The sequence below is a fragment of the Neptunicoccus cionae genome, from assembly GCF_002860325.1.
Classification (GTDB): Bacteria; Pseudomonadota; Alphaproteobacteria; order Rhodobacterales; family Rhodobacteraceae; genus Amylibacter; species Amylibacter lutimaris.
Window position 1 is genome coordinate 158,377 of the sequence record NZ_PKOJ01000005.1, and the last position, 22,059, is coordinate 180,435.

Annotated in this window: 20 protein-coding genes; 12 read left to right on the forward strand and 8 right to left on the reverse strand. The window is 56.4% G+C overall.

What is annotated here, in order from left to right:
* Positions 1-213: 213 nt before the first annotated feature.
* The 3 genes from C0U40_RS13210 to C0U40_RS13220 are packed head-to-tail and all read right to left on the reverse strand — an operon-like array spanning position 214 to position 2,403.
* On the reverse strand, positions 214-975 hold the full coding sequence (locus C0U40_RS13210) for an amino acid ABC transporter ATP-binding protein (RefSeq protein ID WP_101656267.1): 762 nt from the start codon (positions 973-975) through the stop codon (positions 214-216).
* On the reverse strand, positions 972-1,646 hold the full coding sequence (locus C0U40_RS13215) for an amino acid ABC transporter permease (protein ID WP_101656268.1): 675 nt from the start codon (positions 1,644-1,646) through the stop codon (positions 972-974). Before C0U40_RS13215 ends, C0U40_RS13210 begins: the two co-directional genes overlap by 4 nt.
* Positions 1,647-1,650: 4 nt before the next feature.
* Positions 1,651-2,403, reverse strand: a complete 753-nt coding sequence (locus C0U40_RS13220) for an amino acid ABC transporter substrate-binding protein (protein WP_101656269.1) — start codon at positions 2,401-2,403, stop codon at positions 1,651-1,653.
* Between the two features lie 365 nt (positions 2,404-2,768).
* Here C0U40_RS13220 and C0U40_RS13225 point away from each other — a divergent pair, with 365 nt between their 5' ends.
* The 11 genes from C0U40_RS13225 (at position 2,769) to C0U40_RS13275 (ending at position 14,200) form a co-directional block, all read left to right on the forward strand.
* On the forward strand, positions 2,769-3,242 hold the full coding sequence (locus C0U40_RS13225; RefSeq protein WP_286134971.1) for a molybdopterin-dependent oxidoreductase: 474 nt from the start codon (positions 2,769-2,771) through the stop codon (positions 3,240-3,242).
* A gap of 65 nt (positions 3,243-3,307) precedes the next feature.
* Positions 3,308-4,618: a sensor histidine kinase gene (locus C0U40_RS13230; protein WP_145991936.1), complete on the forward strand. Its 1,311-nt coding sequence runs from the start codon at positions 3,308-3,310 to the stop codon at positions 4,616-4,618.
* A gap of 384 nt (positions 4,619-5,002) precedes the next feature.
* Positions 5,003-5,947: a Bug family tripartite tricarboxylate transporter substrate binding protein gene (locus C0U40_RS13235; RefSeq protein ID WP_101656271.1), complete on the forward strand. Its 945-nt coding sequence runs from the start codon at positions 5,003-5,005 to the stop codon at positions 5,945-5,947.
* A gap of 70 nt (positions 5,948-6,017) precedes the next feature.
* On the forward strand, positions 6,018-6,458 hold the full coding sequence (locus C0U40_RS13240) for a tripartite tricarboxylate transporter TctB family protein (RefSeq protein ID WP_101656272.1): 441 nt from the start codon (positions 6,018-6,020) through the stop codon (positions 6,456-6,458).
* A gap of 5 nt (positions 6,459-6,463) precedes the next feature.
* Positions 6,464-7,960, forward strand: coding sequence for a tripartite tricarboxylate transporter permease (locus tag C0U40_RS13245; protein ID WP_101656273.1), 1,497 nt, complete (start codon positions 6,464-6,466; stop codon positions 7,958-7,960).
* Positions 7,961-7,963: 3 nt separating this feature from the next.
* Positions 7,964-9,139, forward strand: a complete 1,176-nt coding sequence (locus tag C0U40_RS13250) for an L-rhamnonate dehydratase (protein ID WP_101656274.1) — start codon at positions 7,964-7,966, stop codon at positions 9,137-9,139.
* Entirely contained in the window at positions 9,136-10,047 is a 912-nt protein-coding gene (locus tag C0U40_RS13255) for a dihydrodipicolinate synthase family protein (RefSeq protein ID WP_101656275.1), read from the forward strand. The genes C0U40_RS13250 and C0U40_RS13255 overlap by 4 nt, the downstream gene beginning before the upstream one ends.
* A 1-nt stretch (position 10,048) precedes the next feature.
* Positions 10,049-10,774: a GntR family transcriptional regulator gene (locus tag C0U40_RS13260; protein WP_101656276.1), complete on the forward strand. Its 726-nt coding sequence runs from the start codon at positions 10,049-10,051 to the stop codon at positions 10,772-10,774.
* Complete coding sequence (locus tag C0U40_RS13265) at positions 10,771-11,784, forward strand: 4-hydroxythreonine-4-phosphate dehydrogenase PdxA (RefSeq protein ID WP_286134972.1); 1,014 nt, start codon at positions 10,771-10,773, stop codon at positions 11,782-11,784. Before C0U40_RS13260 ends, C0U40_RS13265 begins: the two co-directional genes overlap by 4 nt.
* Positions 11,781-12,650: an NAD(P)-dependent oxidoreductase gene (locus C0U40_RS13270; RefSeq protein WP_101656277.1), complete on the forward strand. Its 870-nt coding sequence runs from the start codon at positions 11,781-11,783 to the stop codon at positions 12,648-12,650. Before C0U40_RS13265 ends, C0U40_RS13270 begins: the two co-directional genes overlap by 4 nt.
* A gap of 44 nt (positions 12,651-12,694) precedes the next feature.
* The gene (locus tag C0U40_RS13275; protein WP_101656278.1) at positions 12,695-14,200 is read left to right on the forward strand and encodes an aldehyde dehydrogenase (NADP(+)); all 1,506 of its coding nucleotides are present in this window, start codon (positions 12,695-12,697) and stop codon (positions 14,198-14,200) included.
* A gap of 79 nt (positions 14,201-14,279) precedes the next feature.
* On the opposite strand, the gene C0U40_RS13280 is transcribed toward C0U40_RS13275, so the two are convergent.
* The 4 genes from C0U40_RS13280 to C0U40_RS13295 form a co-directional block, all read right to left on the reverse strand.
* Positions 14,280-15,779: a tripartite tricarboxylate transporter permease gene (locus C0U40_RS13280; RefSeq protein ID WP_101656279.1), complete on the reverse strand. Its 1,500-nt coding sequence runs from the start codon at positions 15,777-15,779 to the stop codon at positions 14,280-14,282.
* Positions 15,780-15,811: 32 nt separating this feature from the next.
* Positions 15,812-16,306, reverse strand: a complete 495-nt coding sequence (locus C0U40_RS13285; protein ID WP_101656280.1) for a tripartite tricarboxylate transporter TctB family protein — start codon at positions 16,304-16,306, stop codon at positions 15,812-15,814.
* Between the two features lie 80 nt (positions 16,307-16,386).
* Complete coding sequence (locus C0U40_RS13290; protein WP_101656281.1) at positions 16,387-17,346, reverse strand: tripartite tricarboxylate transporter substrate binding protein; 960 nt, start codon at positions 17,344-17,346, stop codon at positions 16,387-16,389.
* 82 nt (positions 17,347-17,428) lie between these two features.
* A complete protein-coding gene (locus C0U40_RS13295; protein ID WP_101656422.1) occupies positions 17,429-18,829 on the reverse strand; it encodes an NAD(P)H-dependent oxidoreductase in 1,401 nt (466 codons plus the stop codon).
* Positions 18,830-18,992: 163 nt separating this feature from the next.
* On the opposite strand from C0U40_RS13295, the gene C0U40_RS13300 reads away from it, so the two are divergent.
* Positions 18,993-19,697 (forward strand): GntR family transcriptional regulator, encoded by a 705-nt coding sequence (locus C0U40_RS13300; RefSeq protein ID WP_180957701.1) that lies wholly within the window; start codon positions 18,993-18,995, stop codon positions 19,695-19,697.
* 101 nt (positions 19,698-19,798) lie between these two features.
* On the opposite strand, the gene C0U40_RS13305 is transcribed toward C0U40_RS13300, so the two are convergent.
* On the reverse strand, positions 19,799-21,949 hold the full coding sequence (locus tag C0U40_RS13305) for an esterase-like activity of phytase family protein (protein ID WP_101656283.1): 2,151 nt from the start codon (positions 21,947-21,949) through the stop codon (positions 19,799-19,801).
* Between the last annotated feature and the right edge of the window lie 110 nt (positions 21,950-22,059).

The following is a 22,059-nucleotide window of genomic DNA, read 5'->3' on the forward strand; positions in this document are numbered from 1 at the left end:
ATGCGACGAAATGGTAGGCCCCGAAGGGTGTGGAAGGAGCGAAGTCAGTGTAGCTTTTCTTCCCGATCCAAAACCGGCGAAATGCGCTTAATTTGTAGACGCTTTGCCCCCTCACTTTGAGACAAGGAAGCCGGCAGGGGGGCAAGCAATCACAGCGCCGCGTTCACACGCGAAGTGGTGCAGCAGATAACGGACGACTTTCCGCGTACCTGATTAAGCGGGTCCGGTCTTTGCCACGCGCCGTAAGAAGGCCTGCGTTCGCGGGTCTTGTGGATTTTCAAGAAGGTTTTCCGGCGTGCCTTGTTCGACGATCTGTCCGTCGGACATGAAAATGATCCGATCCGCAATTTCTTTGGCGAACTGCATTTCATGCGTGACGATCAACATCGTCTGGCCCTTTTCGGCAACACGGCGCATCAGGTCGAGAACTTCGCCAACCCATTCCGGATCAAGCGCGGAGGTAGGTTCATCAAACAGCATCAATTCGGCATCCAGCGCCATTGCGCGGCCTATACCGATACGCTGCTGTTGCCCGCCCGACAGCGCCGCCGGATAGGATTCCGCTTTGTCGATCAAACCGGTTTCCCGCAGGGTCTCGTCTGCGCGGGCGCGGGCATCCGCTTTGGACTGGCCCTTAACGGTCACGAGCGCTTGGGTGATGTTTTCCCGTGCGGTCTTGTTTGCAAAGAGCGCATAGTTCTGAAAAACGAAGGAGGTTCTGCGCCGCAGTGCAAGAATGTCCGAACGTGAAGCCGTTTCGGCGTCAACGGTCAGATCCCCAACCCGGATGACGCCTGTCTCCGGTCTATCAAGAAAGTTCAGGCACCTCAGCAAGGTCGATTTTCCGGTACCCGACGGTCCAATGATAACCACCCGTTCGCCGGTTGCGATATCCAAAGAGATATCGTCCAGAACGGTGGTCTCGCCAAATGATTTGCGCAGACCTTTGATGGAAATGGCAGCCTGTGATGTCATCTTGCATAAGCCTTGTTCAGATAGGTTTCCAAGTGACGTTGGGCGAAGGACAGGGTTTCAACCATAATCCAGTAGATTGCAGCCACAACAAGGAAGGCCTCGAAGTAGAGAAAGCTGCCCGCGGCTTCTTTCTGGGTCGCGCCCATCAGTTCGGTGACCCCCAGCGTGAACGCCAGCGATGTCCCTTTGATCATATCAATGAAGTAATTGACCAGAGTCGGTGCCGCCACGCGGGTCGCTTGGGGAAGGATGATATGACCCATCATCTGCATTTGCGTCATGCCAACGGCTTGCGCAGCCTCCCACTGGCTGCGGTCAACGCCAAGGATTGCTGCGCGGATGCTCTCGGCCATATAGGCCGAGAAGTGCAGTGTCAGCCCCATGATGGTCGCTGTGACACCATCAATCGTCGTCAGAAACGACAGAACCTGCGGCAGCCCGTAATAGAACAGGAACAACTGCACCAGAAGAGGGGTGCCGCGAAAGAAGCTGATGAACAGACGCACAAAAACATCCAGAACCGGCACGCGAAAAACCCGTTCGACGGCCAGAAGGGAGGCCAGTATCAGGGCGAAAAACATCCCGACCAACGCCATGAAAAGCGTTAGCGGGATATACCCCAACAGAACGGGGACCAAATCCCACATGTAATTAACGTCCAAACCGCGCATGATATTATTCCGCTATCGTGATGTCCGTTCCGAACCACTTTTCGGAAATTTCAGCCAACGTACCATTTTCTTTCAACGTGGTGATGGCCACGTCGATCCGGTCGCGGAGTGCGATACCGTCTGCATCATTACGAAACGGTAGCGCGTTGCGGATTTCGCTGAACGGGTTGCCCGCAAAGCTTAGCGGCAGTGGGCTTTCTGCGATCAGCTGCGCAGAGGACACGCGATCCATAACAAAGGCATCAACACGCCCCAGCGCGGTATCCTGCGCGATGTTGCTTTCATAGGTGCGGATTTCGATATCGGCTGCATTCGGAAGCTCTCTGAGCAATTGTTCAAAGTTGGAGCCGAGGTTCACGGCGACAGTTTTGCCGCTCAGGTCTTCCACACCGGTGATTGTTCCTTCGTTGCCCTTTTTCACCACGACTTGCGCGCCGTCGAAAACATAAGGCTGCGAAAAAGCAAACTTTGCTTCGCGTTCCGGCGTAATTGTAATCTGGTTGGCAATTGTGTCGATCCGGCCTGTTTCCAATGCCCCGACCAGCCCCGAGAAAGACATGGTGACAAAGTTGACGTCATCTCCGGTTTCTTCTGCGATGGCCTTCATAAAATCGACTTCAAAGCCTTGCAGTTTGTCGAGTTTGACAAAGGTAAAGGGAAAGTACCCGCCTGACATACCCACGTTCAGTGTATCTGCGTGAGCCGTGCCCAAAGTAAAAGACAGGGCGAATGCTGCGACTGCGACTGATTTTTTCATGTTATTTCTCCGTTCGTTGAAGCGGCAGGTAACACATATCTAAACGGCTTCAATGGGCCGCCGGAAGAAAGGACCAGTGTCGCAGTGCTTTCAATTTGTTTGGAAGATTGTTCTTCCGGAAAATCAATTCGAAGGATAAATACTGCTTCCCTTCCGGGGCAAACCATGTCGGCAGATCAACAGTCCGCGGAAATAAGTGAAAATCGGACCCTGAACTATTGACAAGCAAGCGTTCCCGCCCCCTATCCTGAATTCAACTCAAAGCTGATCTGATTTTGCCGTACGCAAGTCTGGCTTGTGGCCAAGGCATCAAAAGAAGCCACATCAGTTTTAACAAGTCGAGCGTATCCAGTGAGGGTTTTATTGTGAAGTTCCGAAATTATCTTATAGCCGTTATTTCCGCATTTTTCCTTGCAATGCCGGTATCAGGTTTCGCTCAGGCAATTCTGACGGTTTCCACCCATTCCACATCGCAGAGCTATTCGCTCGACGATATTCTGTCGATGCCGCAGACGACAGTAACAACCAACAACCATTACGTGGAGGGCAGCACCCTGTTTCAGGGGCCGAGCCTGCGATACGTGCTTGAGCAAACGGGTATCAAAGAAGACGCAATGTTGCGCATGACCGCGCTGAACGATTTCTCTGTCGATGTGCCCGCATCGGATGCCTTCAAGTATGATGTTATTCTTGCGGTCCATCAGAATGGCGAAAAAATGTCGGTGCGAGACAAGGGGCCGATCTGGGTCATTTATCCGATGGACGACCATCCCGAACTTTCGGACAGCCTATACAGTGACAGGCTGATCTGGCAGCTATCGAGCATAAGTGTGAAGTGATCTCTTTCGGTAAATTAATCCGTGGTGTGCTTCTGACACTGTTTCTGGCTGCGGCAATCTTTGGAATGTCGACTGTCCATGAGCTGAACGGCAAGGTGCGCAGTATTCAACCTTCCGGACAAAGCGATCCGTTGTGGGTTGCTTCACAATTGCAATTTGAACTGCTGCGTTTGCAAAATGACTTGGGAGAATTTGCACTCGGCTACAAAACGAGCGAATCCATTGGGTTGCGGTTTGATATCGCATGGAGCCGAATAAACATCATTAAAACCGGAAAACTGCCCCGCACCTTGAAAACCCTTGGGGTGAGCGATGAAGTCGTCACGAACCTTAAAGAAACCTTTGTGGAAATCGAACCGGCGATAGCAGGTCTGTCCGCCGTGTCGTTGTCTGACGAAGAACGCGTCAGACTGGTGGAGAACATCCTCGCGCAACTTGACGGGTATGACCAGAAAATACGGGCCTTCCTGCTAAATGTGGCCCATGCCAAAACAGATTCGACGGTCGAAGCCAGTGCAAGCCTGCTGTCCCTGTCAAATGCGCTGCGTTTTCTGGGCGTCACGATTTTCAGCCTGATACTTACCTTTACGATCCTGCTTTTGCTTGATCTCAGGAGGGCAAGGAATGCCGAAACAGCAATGCGCCAACTGGCAAAAGAGGCATCATCCGCGGCCCAGATGAAAATCAACTTCATGACGGTGGTCAGCCACGAGTTGCGCACACCCCTAACGTCCATCCTTGGCGGGCTCTCCTTGTTAAAACGGCGTCTTGCCGGCGATGCAGAGGATGAAATGGCGCTCAAACTGATTGATGTTGCATCCCGCAACGGGGATCGCCTTCTGGCGCTGATCAATGACGTGCTGGACGCACAGGCTTTAGAGGAAGGAAAGGTCACTATAAATCCCGAGCGGGCAGACCTGAACGAAATCGTGGCCAGCGCCGTGGAAAGTTGCCAACCCTACGCAGAGCGGTTCGGGGTGAACTACGCCATAGACTCGCAGGATACGGGTTTGATCGCCCTGACAGACGAATCCCGGGTTGTTCAGGTTCTCGTTAACCTGATCTCCAACGCTACCAAGTTTTCATCGGCAGGACAGACCGTCGAAATCAGGTTGAAGAAACGGGGCCAAAAGGCGCGGATCGAGGTTGTCGATCACGGTATGGGCATTCCGCACGAACAGCAAAAAGCAATCTTCTCATCATTCTATCAGGTCAATCCGGGAACGGTCAGTGCGATCAAAGGCAGCGGACTCGGGCTGAATATCTCACAGAGGTTGATAGAGTTGCTGGGCGGCACCATCGGTTTCCATTCGGTAGAAGGTGAAGGAACAACCTTCTGGATCGAAATTGACCTTCTTCCCGACGGGGACGATTGATTTAAAAAACCGTGCAATCTGCAGTGGCTAGTTAATAAATTAACATAATTATGATTATGCGTAATAGGGGCGGCCACACGGCACATTCTATACTGGGTTGCGACAAATCCCCTATCTTGCTGAAAAGCAAGGAGAACGGACATGGCCCACACAGAGCTGGATTTGCGTGAGAGACGCGCAATCGAAGACATGCTCGGGCGGTCTTGGCCCTGAAACCCCAAAGACCCATGCTTTACACTGAAAGATATTATCAAACAAATTCAGTGGCATAAATCCCGCCACCCTCTTTCCTGCGCATTTTGGAATTTTGGTATTCCAAAATTTTAAATGCCATGCTAGACGTTTGGTCGAGCGTAAGTTGCGCTTGATTCAAGGGAGGACACCATGAAGAATTTGCTTGTTATGGCGGCGGTCGCCGCTGTTGTTGGCGGTGAAGTTACCGCAGATGAATTTCCAACTAAGACGATTGAAGTAATCACCCACGCCGGTAACGGTGGCGGAACAGACGTAACCACACGGATGATGATGATCCGCGCCCGCCGTGAACTCGGCACCGATATGGTTGTTGTTAACAAGAGCGGCGGCGGCGGGGCTTCGGCCATGGATTACTACCTGACGCAGGAGCCGGACGGGCACAGCATCCTGACCTTCACCATCGGCCATTCGGCTACGGTTGCTTTGGGCAAGACCGACATGACACTGGATGACGTGCGCCCGATCGCGCGGGGTACCGATGATCCTCAGATCCTGATGACACGCTGCGGGGTTTACGACTCGGCTCAGGCATTTGTCGACGCACAGAAAGACACGCCGCTGACCTATGGCACGACCCATTTGGGCGGCATTGACGATGTGTCCGCCTTCATGTTTGCCCGCCGCGGCGAACTGGCGACCCCAAAAATCGTCCCGTTTGAAGGTGGCGGTGAACTGGCCACCCAACTGGTTGCCGGTGCTGTCGATGTGGCGGTTCTCAATCTCGCCGAAGCCGGCTCACAAATCTCGGCCGGTGATATCTGCCCGATGGTGGTTCTTGCGCCCGAGCGGATGAACGGCCTGCCGGATGTGTCCACTGCACAGGAACTGGGGATTGACGCAAACTATTCAACCGTTCGCGGTTTCGTAGTGCATGCAGACACTCCTGACGAAGTGGCCGCTAAAATCGAAGATGCCTTGGTCAAGGCGATGAACCACACTGTGTATCAGGGCTTCCTGACATCTGTAGGACTGGATTCAACCTCTGTCGCAGGCGCGGATGTTTGGGGCAAGCAGCTAACATCCATGCAGGCCGATATGAATTCCGCGCTCAAAGAGCTTGGCTTCATAGAGTAACCCTTCGAAAGAAGCCGGTCCGCACCCCAAATGGCGGACCGGATTTTCCCCCAAGATCTGGAGTCCATTGATGACCCGTTATGCGGTTCCTTGCGGCACAATTGCGTTTTGTATCGTGGCCTACTGGCTTACGACCCAATTCGACCGCGTCCCTCCTATATTCGTGCGCGGCATGCAGCCAGCCGATTTTCCACAGATGGTGTTGCTGCTGATTACAGCCCTGTCGGTACTGGTGATGATTTTCGACAAACCGGTCGAACATGATCCCGTTAAAATGAACGTCTGGACCAGCATCGGACTGTTTGTCGTATTTGCGCTGGTGGCGCAGGTTGACCTGTTCCTTGGCCTTGGCGTTTTTGCTGCAGGCCTTGCGTGGTCCTGGGGCGAGCGCCGCATCTGGGGTATCGGACTGGTGGCTGTCGTCAGTCCGGCGCTTATTTTTCTTCTGTTTGATCTGGTCTTCAAGATCCGCTTCCCGCGCGGTCTGTTAACCAATCTTTGGTACGGGTGAGCCTGATGGAACCTTTCTTCGCAGGACTATATGTTCTTCTGGACCCGCAACTGCTTATCCTGTTGTTTGCGGCCACATTGGGGGGCGTCATCATCGGCGCGTTGCCCGGATTGAACGCTACCACCGGCGCAGCTCTGCTGTTGCCCTTTACGATCACAATGGATCCGGTTCCGGCCATTGCGATCCTGACAACAATTTACTGTGCCGCAACCTTTGCAGGGGCGATCACGGCTATTCTGATCAACACGCCCGGTACATCTGCCAGTGCCACCACCTGTCTGGACGGGTTCCCGATGGCGCAACGCGGCGAAGCCGGACGTGCGCTTGGCATGGCGACGGTGTCTTCGACAATCGGCGGTATCATCTCGGTTGTCTGTCTGATGCTTGCCGCCCCGATGATGGCACGTATGGCCTATAATTTCGCGCCGCCCGAGTATTTTGCCCTGACCGTTTTCGGAATTTCCATGCTGGCCTCTATTGGCGATGGCACACCGCTGCGAAACATCATCGCCGGATCGTTGGGCATCCTGCTTGCGACAGTAGGTAAGGATCTTCTGACCACAGTAGAGCGGTTCACTTTCGGCTTTAACGAACTGTCCGAAGGTATCGGGTTTGTCCCTGTCATGATTGGTATCTTCGGGATTTCAGAGCTTCTGGTTCAGGCCGAGCAACGCAAAGGCGATCGCAAGCTGATCCAGATGAAAGCCATCAAACTGCCAAGCCGCGAGGATTATTCCCGTGTCTGGAAAACAATCCTGCGCAGTTCGGGTATCGGTACGTTCATCGGCATCCTGCCCGCTGAAGGTGCGACCGTCGCGTCGATGATTGGCTATAACGAGGCACGGCGCTGGTCAAAGACCCCCGAAGAATTCGGCAAGGGTTCTATTGAAGGTATCGCCGGTTCCGAAGCGGCCAACAACTCTGCCACGGGCGGGGCGATGGTTCCGACACTTGCGCTCGGCATTCCTGGCAGCCCGACTGCGGCGGTTATTCTGGCCGGTCTGATGGTGCACGGTTTGCAGCCGGGACCGACCATGTTCACCGAACAGGCCGAGTTTGCATATGCAATCTTCTGGGCCATGCTGCTGGTCAATATAACCTTCATCTTTGTCGGGTTGTTCGGCGCAAAACTGTTCGCACGGGTCACTTTCGTTCCTGTGCAGATCCTCTGGCCTATCGTCTTTTGCTTTTCGATCGTGGGGGCCTATGCGTTGCAGCAGTCGATGCTGGATGTTTACATCGCACTGGTGTCCGGCGTTATCGGTTATTTCATGCGCCGCTTTGGCTATTCGGTTGTGCCTCTTGCCATCGGGTTGATCCTTGGCGGGATGCTCGAAAAGCGGCTTGGTCAGTCCCTGATCATGCTCGATGACCAATGGTGGCTGATGTTCACCCGCCCGCTAAGCCTTCTGTTTTTCATTCTCACCTTTCTCGCGCTGTTCGGACCGATGTTTATCCGTCTGTTCCGGCAACGTGACCCACTGGTTTCTACTGGGGAGTAATCCATGACCAAAATCAAATCTGTTCGTACCCGCGTTTGGAACTGGAAAGGCCCGACTGTGCCGCCACACGGGAATTTCTGCACCAATGCTTCTGATGCCCTGTGGATGAAAGGGGATGCGATGGCATCCTTCCGCTTTCACCAGTGGCTGACCGTAGAGGTGGAAACCGAAGACGGCACCATCGGCATCGGGAATGCCGCCCTTGCCCCGAGTGTGGTCAAGAAAGCAATTGACGATTGGTATGCGCCACTTGTGATCGGGGAAGACCCTTTTGACTACGCCTATATCTGGGAAAAGATGTACCGGCGCACCCATGCCTGGGGCCGCAAGGGGATCGGCATGACGGCGATCAGCGCGATTGATATCGCGATCTGGGATCTGATGGGCAAGCTGGTGGGCAAGCCCGTGTTCAAACTGCTTGGCGGACGCACCAAGGAAAAGATCCCCGTCTATTATTCCAAACTTTATGCAGACAGTATCGACGCCATGCAGCGCGAAGCCGAAGAAGCCGCAAGCCACGGCTATCAGGGGTTCAAGACCCGTTTCGGCTTTGGCCCGAAGGACGGTATGAAAGGGATGCGCGAGAACCTTAAACGGGTTGAGGCCCTGCGTGAGGTTCTGGGCTATGACGTTGATCTTATGCTGGAATGCTACATGGGCTGGAACCTTGATTACGCCAAGCGGATGCTGCCCAAGCTGGAAAAATACGAACCCCGCTGGCTGGAAGAGCCGGTGATTGCAGATGATGTTGCGGGCTATGCCGAATTGAACGCGATGGGCATTGTCCCGATTTCCGGCGGCGAACATGAATTCAGCGTGATCGGCTGTGCCGAACTGATCAACCGCAAGGCTGTCAGCGTCCTGCAATATGATACCAACCGTGTCGGCGGGATCACGGCGGCCCAGAAGATCAACGCAATTGCCGAAGCGGCCCAGATTCCGGTGATCCCGCACGCGGGGCAGATGCACAACTATCACCTGACAATGGCCAATACGAACTGCCCGATCAGCGAATACTTCCCTGTTTTCGATGTCGAGGTGGGGAATGAATTGTTCTATTATATCTTTGACGGCGATGCCGAAGCTGTGGACGGGTATCTTCAACTGGATGACGACAAGCCCGGACTCGGGATCAGCATCTCTGACAAACATTTGAAGAATTTCGAGATTACAGAATGACCCATTACACCGGAATATGGCCCGTTGCGCCAACCCCTTTTCACGACGACGGATCCCTTGATCCGGAAGGGATGAAACGCGTTCTGGACTGTCTGATTGATCAGGACGCGGACGGGATTTGCATTCTCGCCAATTTTTCCGAACAGTTCCTACTTTCGGATGAGGAACGCGCGGTTCTGACACGGCTTTGTGTTGAACATATTGGCGGGCGTGTGCCTGTTATCGTCACGATCAGCCATTATGCAACACAGATTGCGGTGGAGCGGGCCCAGTTTGCCAAGGATCTGGGGGCTGACATCGTTATGATGATGCCGCCCTATCACGGGGCATTGTTGAAGGGGACACCGCAGCAGAGCTTTGAACAGTTTGCGGCTGTCGGCAAGGTAGGCATCCCCATCATGGTGCAGGATGCGCCCCTGTCGGGTGTCGATCTGCCGGTGCCCTTGCTGGTGCGCATGGCGCAGGAAATCGAGCAAGTCCGGCTGTTCAAAATCGAATGCCCGCGCGCGGCCAATAAAATCCGCGACCTGATTGATCAGGGCGGAGACGCCATTGAAGGCCCGTTTGACGGGGAAGAGGCCATCACCCTACTGGCGGATCTGGATGCCGGCGCAACAGGGTCGATGACCAGTGGCATGATCGTAGACCGGATCAAGCCGGTGATTGTCAAACATCACGCCGGTGACTTTGCTGGTGCAACAGAGGCTTATGGCCGCGTTGCTATGGCCATCAATCACGAGAACCGTCAGTGTGGCTGGCAATCGTGTAAGGCTGCGATGGTCGAGGGCGGCGTGATTGCATCCGAATTCTGCCGCCATCCGATCCCGCCCCTGCACCCGGCGATCCGCAGCCGGATGATTGATCTTCTGCGGCCGCTTGATCCTATGGTTCTGAAATGGGGGAAATGACATGAATGACACTGGCTGGACCTACGAGCTGAGGAATTTTGCCGAGTTGAAGCCCCGTAAATCGCTGGCGTCAGATGCGGCGGACAACCTGCGGGAATTTATTCTGCTGGGCAAACTCGCCCCCGGAATGCCGGTGCGGGAACGTGATCTGGCCGAAGCGTTCGGTATATCACGCACCCCGCTCAAAGAGGCGCTGCGCATTCTGGAAAGCGAAGGTCTGATCTCTTACGGTCCGACCCGTCGCCCCTTTGTCGCGGATCCTTCGCTGGATGAAATCAACGACTGGTTACGCGTACAGGGCGCACTGGAGGCACTGGCAGGTGAACTGGCTTGTCAAACCGCCAGCGACAGTGAACTGGCAGAAATCGAAAAGCTGAACACCTCGATCACCGATTTGCGCGACGGGGATGAACCGCTTGAAGCCTTCCGGCGCGATATGGCGTTTCACACGGCGATCGTCGCGGCCTCGGGCAATCATGCGCTCTATGAAACCCACGCAGTTTACAACGCAAGGCTCTGGCGGGTTCGTTTCCTGTCCTCCCAGCGTACAGCGGGTCAGGATGTCACCCGCCGGGAGCATCTGGAAATTGTTGCAGCCTTGAAAGCCCGTGATGCGGCGGCTGCACGAACCGCACTTAAACAGCATCTGCGCACCGCAGAAACCAACATTGCAAACGCCAAAGCAGAGGCGGATGCACAAGCCAATACAAAAGGGGAGTCCGAATGATGCGGCCCAAAATCGCAATAGTACCCGGTGATCCGTCCGGCATCGGCCCCGAACTCGTCGCCAAGCTCCTGTCCGAAGACAGTGTATGCGAGGCGGCAGATATCCTGCTGGTGGGAGATGCACATCTGTGGCAGCAGGGCGCTGCGCAGGCCGGAATGCCTGTGAAGTTGAATACAATCGAAGAATCCGGCGTGGCTTCCTTCAGCGGTCTTGCCCATCTGGATCTGGACACGATTGCGCCCGATGACATCAGGATCGCCGAAGTGACAGTGGCAGCGGGGACGACCTCTTTGCGGTGTCTCGACAAGGCGCTTGATCTGGCGCAGGCGGGGCTGGTGGACGGGGTGATGTTTGCACCGTTTAACAAGGCCGCCATGACATCCGCAGGCCTGAACGCAGAGGATGAACACCGCTATATGGCGCGGTATCTCGGGTTTACCGGCTATCATTCCGAAATCAACGTGCTTGACGACCTGATGACCACACGCGTGACCAGCCATATTGGCCTGAAAGACGTGGCCGCCAATATTGACGGGCCAAGCATCGAAAAGGCGATCGACCTTGCCCATGCTACGCTGGCGCGCTCCGGCAGGACGCGCCCTCATGTGGCGGTGGCGGCCCTGAACCCGCACGCCGGTGACAACGGCAAGTTCGGACGCGAGGAAATCGACGTGATCGAACCCGTGGTCCGCGCGTTTCAGGACCGGCAGATGAACGTGACAGGGCCTTGGCCATCGGACACCGTCTTTCTGAAGGCGAAACGGGGCGAAGTGGATGCGGTTGTGACCATGTATCACGATCAGGGTCAGATCGCGATCAAGCTGATGGGCTTTGAACGGGGTGTCACCGTTGCCGGTGGGTTGCCGATCCCCGTTGCCACACCCGCCCATGGCACGGCCTTTGACATTGCGGGTAAGGGAATTGCCAATGTGGGCGCAACGCGACAGGCATTTGACCTACTGGTGCGTATGGCCAATACCGCCAAGGCAGAGGCCGGAGCCGCCGCGTGAGCAGTCGGCGTATCGGCTTTGTCGGGGTCGGCCTGATGGGATCAGGCATGGCATCCTGCCTGCTTGCCGACGGGTATTCCGTCAGCCTGCTCGCCCACAGAAACCGTGAACCGGTGGAGCGTCTCATCGCACAAGGCGCCAGTGAGGCCCCCGACACTGCCACGCTGGTGCAATCCTGTGATGTAGTGTTCACCTGCCTGCCCAACGCCGAAGCGGTAGAGGCTTTTGCGGGACAGGTGCTGGCGCAATTCCGTCACGGACAAATCTGGATTGATACCTCTACCTCCCGCCCCGAGGTCAGCGAAGCTATGGCCGAACGCCTGCAGGCAAGGGGCGCAATCTTTGCGGATGCGCCTGTCACCGGCGGGCCGGAACAGGCGCAGGAAGGGAGCCTCAGTTCGCTTGTTGGTTGCGCAGAACAGCATTTCAGCGCGGTTGAAACCCTTGTGGGCAGCTATTCGAAACTGGTGCGCCGCTTCGGGGAAGCCGGTCGCGGCCATGCAGCCAAACTGCTGAACAACCTTGTATCGCAGGGAACGGCGGTTCTGCTGTCGGATGCTTTTCAATGCGCCCGCAAAACGGGCGTCGACAGCCATGCCCTGTTTGAAATCATGATGGCGGGGGCGGCGCGCTCCGGCACATTGGAAAAGACGGTTCCGGCGGCGCTGGAAGGGCGGTTTGACAGTTCGAAATTCACGATCGGCAATTCCGCCAAAGACCTGCGCTATGCCCGCGACCTCGTAAATTCTGTCGCGCCGGAAAGAACCGCACTGGCCGGTGTCATCGCAGACCGGCTGTCCGATCTGGAAACACGCGGGCGCGGGGGCGATTACATCAGCACCCTGCTTGACCCCGAAAAATCCTGATCGCGCCCTCCCCCGCTATTCCCCTTCAAGACGAAAGAAAAAAGATGAACTTTACGCCACATGGAAAACACCTGATCGCAGGCACTTGGGTCGGAGGTGGAGAAACCTTTACCTCCTCCCCTGCCCACGGGCCGGAACACACATTCTTCAAAGGCACACCCGATCTTGTGGATCAGGCCTGTGCCGCTGCCGAAGATGCCTTCTGGTCTTTCGGCTACAGCAACCGCCAGACCCGCGCGGATTTTCTGAACGCGATTGCCGACGAGATCGAGGCCCGCGCCGATGCGATCACAGAAATAGGCACGCAGGAATCCGGCCTGCCGGAAGCCCGCCTGCAAGGAGAACGGGGCCGCACAACGGGGCAGTTGCGCCTGTTCGCGGATCACATCCTTGCCGGAGAATACCTTGACCGGCGGCACGATGCAGCCTTGCCGGATCGCAGCCCCCTGCCGCGTCCCGATCTGAAGATGATCCAGCGCCCCATCGGGCCTGTGGCGGTATTTGGCGCGTCCAACTTTCCGCTGGCCTTTTCAACTGCCGGCGGGGACACAGCCGCCGCTTTGGCCGCAGGTTGTCCGGTGGTGGTGAAGGGTCATCCGGCCCATCCCGGCACAGGTGAAATCATCGCCGAGGCTGTTCATGCCGCGATAGAAAAGACCGGAATTCACCCCGGTGTTTTCAGTCTGGTGCAGGACGGAGACCGTGAAACCGGCGCCGCACTGGTGCAGCATCCGCTAATCAATGCGGTCGGATTTACCGGATCGCTGGCAGGCGGACGTGCCTTGTTTGATCTGTGTGCCGCGCGGCCCAACCCGATCCCGTTTTTCGGAGAGCTCGGTTCGGTTAACCCCATGTTTCTGTTGCCCGAAGCCGCCAAATCCCGCGGGGCCGAGATCGGCGCGAATTGGGCAGGATCACTGACGATGGGGGCGGGCCAGTTCTGCACCAATCCGGGCGTGACCGTTGTCCTGCCAGGGGCCGAGGCTTTCATCGGCGCTGCCACTGACGCGCTGAGGGATTCGGGCGAACAAACCATGCTTACAGACGGCATTGCACAGGCCTACCGCCGTGGCGTTGAACGGATGTCCGGCACTGATACGATCACGGAAATCCTTGTGACCCCTTGTGAGGGGCGCAGCGCGAAGCCCGGCCTCTACCGTGTCACGGCCCGTGACTGGCTGGCCGATACCGACTTGCAGGAAGAAGTCTTCGGCCCGCTCGGTATTATAGTTGAAGCGCGGGATACGGATGAGATGGCGCAGATTGCCAAGTCCATACAGGGGCAGTTGACCTGTACGCTGCATATGGACGAAGGCGATACCGACCTTGCCAGATCCCTGATGCCGCTGGTCGAGCGCAAGGCCGGACGGCTTTTGGTGAACGGGTTTCCAACAGGTGTAGAAGTGGCGGACAGTATGGTACATGGCGGCCCCTACCCTGCTTCGACAAACTTTGGGGCAACCTCGGTTGGTACATTGTCCATCCGTCGCTTCCTGCGGCCGGTCTGTTACCAGAATATCCCGGACGCCCTGTTGCCCGAAAGCGTTTGATCCGGCTATAGCCTGATAATAAACAGCCCCGCAGTTTTGAACTACGGGGCTGTTTTTTGTGCATTGCAGGGTGCCGGCGTCAGCTTTGCTTTGCCGCGGTCTTGCGCAACTTGCGGCGTTGCAGCATCGGGGCCAGTACAGTCGCACTGACCAGAATTACGGCCAGGCCCAGCAGGATCGCGCTGATCGGCCTTTCTGCGAAGATCGAAAAATCCCCGCGCGACATCGCCAGAGAGCGGCGCAACTCGCTTTCCGCTATCGGGCCGAGCACCACGCCAAGAATGATGGACACCAGCGGGAAACCGATCTTTTCAAGCAGGAAACCCGCCAGTCCGAACCCCAGCATCAGCCAGACATCCATCATCGAATTCTGCACGGAATAGGTGCCGACAATACAGCAGATGACAATGACCGGACCCAAGGCGGAATATGGCACATCCAGCAGTTTGGACAGCACCGCAATGAAGGGTTTGGAAAAGACAAGGATCAGCACGTTGACCAGCATCAGCCCCACAAACACCGCATAGATCAGATCACTGTTGCCGGTCATGAAGGTCGGTCCGGGAGTCAGGCCGTGTACGATGAACGCCCCCAGAATAACAGCCGTTGTGCCCGACCCCGGAATACCAAGCGCAAAGAGCGGCACCAGCGCACCGATGGCGGCCGCGTTATTTGCGGATTCCGGTGCCGCCACGCCTTCGGGTGCCCCGCGCCCGAACCGTTTACGGTCCTTGGACCAGCGCACGGTTTCACTGTAAGCCACCATAGCGGCGGTGGACGCCCCGATGCCCGGCAGGATGCCGATTGCGGTACCAATAATAGAGGACCGCGCGACGGTGCCACGGATTTCGCGGATCACCGGCCAGTCAAAAATGCGGATCTTGAAGGATTTCGTGGACAGGTGGATGTCTCCCTCCTGACAGCGTTTCAGCACTTCGGAAATCGCAAACAGGCCGATGATAACGGGGATCAGGTTGATCCCGCTCATTAAATGCAGGCTGCCAAAGGTAAACCGCGCCGTTCCTGTCAGCGGGTCCAGACCGACAGAGGCAATCAGCAGGCCGATACACACGCCAATCAGCCCGAGCAACAGATTGCCGCCAAGTGAGGCGACAACTGTCAGACCCAGAACGGCCAGCGCAAAAAATTCGGGCGAGGAAAACTGCAAGGCAATATCCGCCAGCATCGGCGTGGCCACGATCAGCACTATGGTGCCCACGATGCCACCAAAAGCCGAGGACAGGATACCAATACCAAGCGCCTTGCCCGCTTCACCCTTCTGCGTCATCGGGTAACCGTCAAGCGCGGTCATCACCGCTTCGGGGGTGCCGGGCGCACGGTAAAGGATCGCCGTAATCAGGCCGGAAAACACACTGGAGGCATAGATCGCTGTCAGCAACATAAAGGCGCCAGTGGGCTCCATCGTGTAGGTCACTGGCAGCAGGATCACTACCAAAATGACACCACTGATGCCGGGCAAAGCGCCTCCGACAAAGCCGATCAGCACCGCAGAGGCCAGGATCAAAAGGTTGAGCGGCTGCATGACGACGCCCAAGCCACCGATGAGGTCTTCTATCATTTTATGTCCTTTTCAGGTGATCACGCGTGGGGTCAGGGCAACGGAATGTGCAACAGGCGGTCAAACACAAGGGCGACCATCAAAACTGCGGCAACCGTCGTAAACAGGATGCGCAACGGGCGGCGTTCGCCCAGAATAACGTTCACAATTGCCGCGAACACGGCTGTGGCGGCCAGATAGCCGGTGAATTCCATCGCAACCGTATAGGCAACGGTCACAGCCAGCACCGCAAGAAAGCGCCAGCGGTAGCTGCTTGCATCTTCGCGCACGACAGCCTCGTCCGGGACCGTTTCTTCGGGCGGAAGATCATCGTCTTTGGTGATGAAGTGATCCGGTCCGCGCAGGATCAGCAGAACGAAAGCCAGCACCACAAAGGCCAGCATCGCAAGGATCACAGCCAGCGGCCATGTGCGCGGGCCGATGAGCGTGGTTACAGAGGCACCGCCGGGGAGTTGCAGGGCCAGCCACAAAAGCACCACGCCGCTAAAGGCCGTGACAAGAATGAAGGAATAAAGACGTGCGGACATGAAGGATCGCCTTGAAAATACGAAGCAAATAGCGCCGCGGCCAGCCACAATAAGCGGGCCGCCACGGCGCCGGTTTTAGGTCACTTCAATGACAGCAGTTTTTCAAAGTATGCAAGGTTCTCTTCCAGCACAGCGCGGTAGTCTTCGCTGCCAAGGAAGCCGGGACGAACATGCAGGTTCGCGCTTTTGGCGTAGGCCTGATATTCCTCGGAATTGAAGACGTCCTGAAACGCAGCTTCAATGATCGCAATTGTTTCAGGCGGGGTCTTGGCATTGATAAAGACGCCCCGTTCGTTCCCGAAGGTCAGGTTCCAGCCGTTTTCAACCGTAGTTGGCAGGTCGGGATAGGCCTCCAGCCGCTCATCGGCCAGTGCAAGGATCGGTTTCATCTCGCCGGATTCGATATACCCCTGAATGGCGCTGATTTCGTTGAACATACCGTCGATGTTGCCGCTCAGAAGGTTGGCAGAGGCGCTGCCTTCGTTGTCATAAGGGATGTAGGCCAGATCAAGCCCCGCTGCATCGTTCAGGCCCAGAAACGCCATCCGGTCCACGCTGGCCGCATGGGTGCCACCGATGATCACTTCACCGGGGTTTTCTTTGGCATAGGTGAGGAATTCTTCCAGCGTGTCGTATTTCTCGGTGTTGACCACAAGGGTCAGAACATCCGACTGCATTCGCGCAACCGGTGTCAGTTGGTCCAGACCGATAGGGTTCTGACCGGCCGCGCGGCTGGTGATGAATGTTGAGGAAGCAAATTCGATGGACTCGCCGTTCGGCTCGCTTTGCGCCGTGCGCTGGTGGGCCATCGCACCGGAGGCGGACGGCAGGTTGATGATGGTGATATTCGTGTCGAGCCGTTTTTCCAGCATGGGCTGAACGGTACGGGCGAAGTTGTCTGTGCCCCCACCTGCGCCAGCGGCTACGAAAGCCGTCATTTTCGCAGGTTTGAAAGCCGTTTCCTCAGCCAGCGCCGGTGCTGCAAGCGTCAGCGCGAAAGCCGCAGAGGTAAGGGTGAATGTGCGACGGGTAAAATGCATGATGGTCCTCCCATAGTTTGTATGCATGTGGTTCTTCAAGTCCCAAGCGCCTCCCAGCGCAGGGGCAGTTTCATAGGGGTCGTCAAATGGCCTCTTTCAAAGTTGCGGCACGGCGGTCCTGTTCTTCGCGCAAACGCAGAAGATCGCTTTCACCGGAAAGATCCAAATCGGCCATTCGGATCGGCTCCCCCGCGCGGACGTCGCGCAGCAGGGTCCGGTTCGAGGCGATGTAGAACGGGGCAGCGCTTTGCGCGGTTAACGGCGCAGCCGCGACCATGCGGGCAGAAACCCCTTCGATGGAATGGTGATGCCCGCCCATATCAAGCCGGTTGCCGGCCTTGAAATCCCGGTCTGCAAAGGCAGTCAGATCAACACAATGGCGCGGTTGCGCAGCACCCGAAGACACACCCCGCAAAGCAATTTCAAAGATTGTTGTCGCAGCCTCCATCCCGAGCAGATGGCGCGGGATATAGACCATCGCGGTGCGTCCGTTGCGGCTCAGCACATGGCCCTTGCCGCGCAGCATGTCCCATGTTTCGTCGTGGCGGCAGCGCACAACGACAAAGACACCGCCGGCAAAACTGACTTCATCCGGCGTGCGCAGGCAGTGGAAAACATCCAGCACGTTTTCCTGCGTAAGAATGCCACCGTCGGCTTTGGCACACAGGATCGAAGGCACTTCGTCAATGCGTGCAATCGGGCAATGCAGGTCGGGGCGGTCAGGGTGCATTTCGCAGGAATTTGCAACAATGGTCATTTCGCACAGGTCCGGCACTGCCCGTTGTGGCAGGGCGCGGGTTGCTTCTGCACGGCGGGCAACCATGTCCGCAGCCGCTGTATCGCCCAAACGCTCCAGTCCGGCAAATTCGGGGACGGCGTAGGTTTCACCATTACAATCCAGTGTTCCGCGCGCCGCGTCATAGACAAAATCGTATTCGCTGGATTTACCTGCGCAGATGATCTCAAGCCCGAGCACTTCGGCCCATGTGATCAACCCGATCAGCAGGCTCGGCTGGTCCCCGTCAACGGGCGAGACAATTACGCCTGCCTCTTGGGCCATTGCCGCAAGGCCCGGACCAATGACGCTGTCGACCTCTTTGGAGACGAGAGCAACGTGCTTGCCATTCTCGATGGCCAGACGCACATGGCGGGCGCCAACTTCGGGATCGCCCGTGGCCTCGACAACCACATCAACGGGCAACTCTGCCACGGCAGTAAAACTGTCCGTAGCAATAAAGGCCCCGTCGCGCCACGCCTGACGCGCTGCTTCGGCGTCCTGACACTGGCGGATTTCTGTTTCTTCAACGCCGACGGAACGCAGACTATCGGCAGCAATACGAACATCACGGTCAACGGCAACACGGACAGACAGCCCGGGGACTACAAGCCCCTGCGCCAGAAAACTGCGGCCGAATCCGCCAGTCCCGATGATGCAGCACTCTACCTTGCGCGTGCCCCGGTCAAAATAACCGTGGTAATTCATGATGTCCTCCCATGCCCCGACTTGCATGCAATAACGGGGCAGTATTCCCTTGTGGGTCGAATATGACCCGAATTTCACGTAAATTGCATGCAACATTGCCGAATGTCAAACAAAGTTTGTTAAAATTGTTGCCGTTTGCAGTTTTTGCATGCAATCCAAGAGCATGACAAAACAGACAAGCCCGACCGAACCGCCCCGTGGCACCCGCTCTGCCTATGTGACCGAGCTTTTGCGCGATATGATTACCCGCGGAGATCTCGAATCCGGCAGCCGTGTGAACGAACGGGTGTTGGTGGAACAGTTGAACATTTCCCGCACGCCCCTGCGCGAGGCCTTCAAGATACTTGAACGCGAAGGGCTGATTTCAATCCAGCCCAATGTCGGTGCTACGGTCGTCGCCTTTACAATGGACGATGTGGAAGCCTCTATAGAAGTGCTGATCGGGCTGGAAACCATTGGTGCAGAACGGGCGGCCGAACGGGCCACGCAGGACGAAATAGACAAGGTTGCAGAATTGCACGCCCGTATGGTCGCAGCCTTTGAAGACTCCGACCTGATGAGCTACTTCCATCTGAATCAGGAGATCCATCAAAACATTATTGATGCTGCTCACAATCCGGCGCTGTCCCGTGTCTATGCAGCAGAATGCGCCCGCATCCGCCGCTTCCGGTTTGCGGGAAACAGGGACCGGTCCCGCTGGGAACGCGCGGTGCGCGAACACGAACAGATCGCCGAAGCCTTCGCGCGACGGGAAGGCCCGTTATTGCGCGAATTACTGCGCGCCCACCACATAGCAGGCTGGCAAAAAGCGCGCCGCGCTTTGGAGGATGACAGGGGGGCAGAGGACAAAGCGGGATCGTCATCCTGAGGCTTTCAGTGATATCCTGAAATCGACCCGTCCATTTCGCGGTTTGCGACTGGCACAGCGCAAGAGCCGATGGCCCGCGCCGTGCCGATTTTTACTTCAGATTAAAGCTGTCCCAGCGACCAGAAGAAGGTTTCGCCAGAACTGTCATCGACGCCGTCATTGTCGGTGCTGACCCAAGCAGTACCATCCGCAAAGATCGCGAGTCCTTCAACCTTGTCAACGACATAGCCATTATTTGCTTTCAGGTCCGGAATGAGATCCTTCACCTCTTCTTTGACAACAACCGGCAGCGTTCCACCAAGTGCGGCTGGCACCATCTGATCACCAGCGATCCGGTAGACCTTTTTGATCACGGCATTGTCTCCGATCTGGTTGTCCCGCTCGACGACATAGACGTTACCCTCATGTGCGACGATCTCGGAAAGACCGACCCAGCCTGTGCCGACAGAGGCTTTGGGATAGAGCACTGCGCCCCACTCTTTGGTCTTGGTGTTGTAAGAGACAAGTTTGACGTGGTTTGCAGGATCGTCTTTCCATTCCCGCTGCACGGCCATCCACAGCGTGTCGTCAATCAGGGTGATACCTTCAAACCCGAACCGCTTTTCAACCGCAAGGAGTTCGGCCGGCAGGCTGATTTCCTGCTTGATCTCTCCTTTGGCGTTCACGTTGTAAATGCCGTGGGGGATCATACGGTCGGTACGGCCCTCACTGGCGAGCCAGAAACCGCCCTCGCCATCCCTTGTTATACCCTCAAGGTCCAGTTTTTGTGCTGGGAAGCCACCCCGTGTAATTGGCAGTGCACGGGTAATGCGTGCGGGAAAGGTTGTGGTATCAATCGTAAAGATCGTTGGCTGATAGCCGTAGAAACTATCATTCACCGCATAAATCATGGCTTCGTCGCCTGCGACCATGCCGGACAGGGCACCCCAGCCGATCAGTGTTTCCGCACCTTCGGAAGTGATTTGGGGATAGGCGGCGGGTGCGTTCTGGTATTCGTAGATCATTACGTGGCTGCGGATGCCACCGTCTTCGATCAGGTCCGCTTCATTGGCGGTGACGAATAGACCGCGCGCAGGGATCGCAATTGCACCTTCTGGCGCGATGCCCGAAGGCAACATCTGTTTCAGGGTAGGTACGGCAGGATTCGAGACGTCATAAACGCCCACAACAGAGGCCCGTTCCGCCAGAATGAAGACATATGGAGTACCTTCAAACGTGGCAAATTCCATCCCTTCAGGCTCGGCCCCTTTCGCATCCGAGCGTTTGTCGGGGTAATGGCCAAGCTGAACAATCGCATGTTCAAAGCTGTTGCCCGCTTCATACACTTCCGTTCCGTTCTTGTTGAAAATGGTCCAGCCACGGGCGCCGCCGTTCATGTCGCCTTCATTGGCGATGGCAAAGTGATCATCATCAATCCACTGAACCCCGTCCGGTTCGCGCAAGCGGCCTGTCTGGCTTTCGCTAAAGCGCAATGCGCCGCGTTCGTCCGTGGCGTCAATGTCCTTCAGGTCTACAGAACCAGCGGAGAAATGGCTGAGGACCGCACCGGCCTTGTCGATCACAACGATATGGTTGTTTTCCTGAAGGGTGACGACGATTTCACCCTTGGCGTTCACATCGACAAACTCCGGTTCGGGATCGTTTGGCCCGATCCCGGCCAGATTGTCCACATTGACCTTAACCATGCTGTCACAAGCCGGAATGCCGTTTTCGATGTCAAAGGTCACCACAAAACCGCCGGGCATCTGGCCAAGACCACCGTCGCCCAAATCCTCGTCACGCTCGTTTTCAATGGCGATGGCGATAAAGCTGCCGTCCGGAGCAATTGCGGTGCTGTCGGGCTGACCGCCAAGATCGCATTGTACAAGCTCGGCTTTGGTGGTGATGTCATAGGCTTTCAACACACCGGAAGGGGCGGTGTAGCTTTGGGATGTGTTAACTCCGGCCATGGCCACATTGCCCAGCACTGACACAGCAGTCGGTTCACCCCCGAGAGTGATGTTGCCTTTGGGCTTTGGATTGTGCGGGTCTGTAATGTCGATCAGGCCAAGTACGCCAAGCGGGCTGTCGGAGTAGACCAGTGTCAGTCCGTCACCCGAAACACTAATGATTTCTGCGGAGGATTCGGCGGCTGCCTCGGCGTTGTTTTTGAAAGTCGCAAAGCTGCTGATGCGGTTGAAGTTCATTTCGGCGGCGGCGCCTGTGGCTGCAATCGCAAGGATTGAGGCCAAGCCGGACAGTTTAAGTGCCATTCTGGTTTCCCGATGTCTGTCGTTTTGCGCGCAGTAATTGGCGCGCTTCGTGACAGGGCGATGACATAAGCGTAATGGCCGGATGAAACTTGGGCGCAAATCTACTTTGG

Bases quoted from the DNA above. Each gene is read 5' to 3' on its own strand.
- C0U40_RS13210 (WP_101656267.1), bottom strand. From the start codon at position 975: ATGACATCACAGGCTGCCATTTCCATCAAAGGTCTGCGCAAATCATTT.
- C0U40_RS13215 (WP_101656268.1), bottom strand. From the start codon at position 1,646: ATGCGCGGTTTGGACGTTAATTACATGTGGGATTTGGTCCCCGTTCTG.
- C0U40_RS13220 (WP_101656269.1), bottom strand. From the start codon at position 2,403: ATGAAAAAATCAGTCGCAGTCGCAGCATTCGCCCTGTCTTTTACTTTG.
- C0U40_RS13230 (WP_145991936.1), top strand. From the start codon at position 3,308: ATGTCGACTGTCCATGAGCTGAACGGCAAGGTGCGCAGTATTCAACCT.
- C0U40_RS13235 (WP_101656271.1), top strand. From the start codon at position 5,003: ATGAAGAATTTGCTTGTTATGGCGGCGGTCGCCGCTGTTGTTGGCGGT.
- C0U40_RS13240 (WP_101656272.1), top strand. From the start codon at position 6,018: ATGACCCGTTATGCGGTTCCTTGCGGCACAATTGCGTTTTGTATCGTG.
- C0U40_RS13245 (WP_101656273.1), top strand. From the start codon at position 6,464: ATGGAACCTTTCTTCGCAGGACTATATGTTCTTCTGGACCCGCAACTG.
- C0U40_RS13250 (WP_101656274.1), top strand. From the start codon at position 7,964: ATGACCAAAATCAAATCTGTTCGTACCCGCGTTTGGAACTGGAAAGGC.
- C0U40_RS13255 (WP_101656275.1), top strand. From the start codon at position 9,136: ATGACCCATTACACCGGAATATGGCCCGTTGCGCCAACCCCTTTTCAC.
- C0U40_RS13260 (WP_101656276.1), top strand. From the start codon at position 10,049: ATGAATGACACTGGCTGGACCTACGAGCTGAGGAATTTTGCCGAGTTG.
- C0U40_RS13265 (WP_286134972.1), top strand. From the start codon at position 10,771: ATGATGCGGCCCAAAATCGCAATAGTACCCGGTGATCCGTCCGGCATC.
- C0U40_RS13275 (WP_101656278.1), top strand. From the start codon at position 12,695: ATGAACTTTACGCCACATGGAAAACACCTGATCGCAGGCACTTGGGTC.
- C0U40_RS13280 (WP_101656279.1), bottom strand. From the start codon at position 15,779: ATGATAGAAGACCTCATCGGTGGCTTGGGCGTCGTCATGCAGCCGCTC.
- C0U40_RS13285 (WP_101656280.1), bottom strand. From the start codon at position 16,306: ATGTCCGCACGTCTTTATTCCTTCATTCTTGTCACGGCCTTTAGCGGC.
- C0U40_RS13290 (WP_101656281.1), bottom strand. From the start codon at position 17,346: ATGCATTTTACCCGTCGCACATTCACCCTTACCTCTGCGGCTTTCGCG.
- C0U40_RS13295 (WP_101656422.1), bottom strand. From the start codon at position 18,829: ATGAATTACCACGGTTATTTTGACCGGGGCACGCGCAAGGTAGAGTGC.
- C0U40_RS13300 (WP_180957701.1), top strand. From the start codon at position 18,993: ATGACAAAACAGACAAGCCCGACCGAACCGCCCCGTGGCACCCGCTCT.
- C0U40_RS13305 (WP_101656283.1), bottom strand. From the start codon at position 21,949: ATGGCACTTAAACTGTCCGGCTTGGCCTCAATCCTTGCGATTGCAGCC.